Consider the following 1,216-nt stretch of genomic DNA (forward strand, 5'->3'; position numbering starts at 1 on the left):
AGGTGTAACTGCAATATGGAGGCATGACCAGGTAAATCAAGTATAATACACTTAGTTTGCTCATTTATGGTTTTTTCAAAACCGGATAAAATATTTGCGGCAGGCAAATAATAAGAAGATAGATTATCTATAATGCCCGTAACATAAGAAGTTAGGGAAAGTAGTTGTATATTTACTATTCTAATTTGATATTTAAGTTTGTTATAATGAAGTATTAAAAAATCGCCTAGCTTAAACCCATGAAAGACGGAAGGTATTAGGAATTTAATTACTTTACTTTCTATAGAAGCATTTTTTAAGATTAATCCTCCTATTTTCTCTATTTCGGGTAGTGATAAGATAATAGGGATTCTGACGTTGAGGGTAGGGCTATTTGAACCTGTTTCATTGCTTATATAACAATAGGAATTAGTATAACCATTAAACCTATCGATAAAATTAATACTAAGCTTGCTAATAATATGTTCTTCAGCTATTTCCGTTTGCTTTAAATAGCTATTATTTGAAATTTTTATTAGGCTCTCACTGCTTAGATGCTCTAAATTACCTGCTCCTCGCTTAAGAAATTTAATTTTTTCACATTCGCTTGCTATCACATCAAAACAGTAAAATATTCTTAGAGAATTAATAACATCTATTGCAGATAAAATTTTATTCAAAATAAAGCCATCTACTACTTCGTCAATAGTAGAAATATCGATTTTTGCAGGTCAATACCGCTTCTAGCAGATAGTTCAAGGATTATCTCCGCAAGGCTACAAGATCCGAATTTGCCGTTAACTCAATGTCCTTTTTCCCATAAATGATTATCGCTCCAAATATTACCGTGCAGCCATGCAGGGTAGGGGCATGCGTCCCAAGTCCATAAAAACATTTCTTCTATATATTCTTGCGTTTGCCAATATTCTATAAATCCTTTAATAGCTTGCGTTGTACCGAGAAATCCGTACCTGCCGAGGAATATTTAGGGCTACCGCCGTCCGTGCATTTAGGATCAAAGAACACGTTTGGTTGGTTTGGTGCTTTATCTATTGACGGAAAGCCAAACTCGGTAAACCAAATCTTTTTCATTTGCGGCTACCAAGCGGTCCTATTCTCGTCAGGATTATAATGATGGTTTTCCCACTAGTAACCTACATTCTTCCAAGCATAGGCAGCAGATAGAGGTTGTTTATTTGTAATAGTTGAGATTTAATCTTACATTTAGTAAAATTAA

The 1,216-nt window shown here is 34.1% G+C and carries 2 protein-coding genes; both read right to left on the reverse strand.

What is annotated here, in order from left to right:
* Positions 1-659 (reverse strand): phage tail protein (locus KYQ89_RS07685; protein ID WP_256621208.1); only part of this gene is annotated, 659 nt, incomplete at its 3' end.
* A 247-nt stretch (positions 660-906) separates the two neighbouring features.
* The gene (locus KYQ89_RS02570) at positions 907-1,071 is read right to left on the reverse strand and encodes a glycoside hydrolase TIM-barrel-like domain-containing protein (protein ID WP_256621209.1); all 165 of its coding nucleotides are present in this window, start codon (positions 1,069-1,071) and stop codon (positions 907-909) included.
* Between the last annotated feature and the right edge of the window lie 145 nt (positions 1,072-1,216).

Source organism: Rickettsia sp. TH2014 (genome assembly GCF_019249195.1).
Taxonomy (GTDB): domain Bacteria; phylum Pseudomonadota; class Alphaproteobacteria; order Rickettsiales; family Rickettsiaceae; genus Rickettsia; species Rickettsia felis.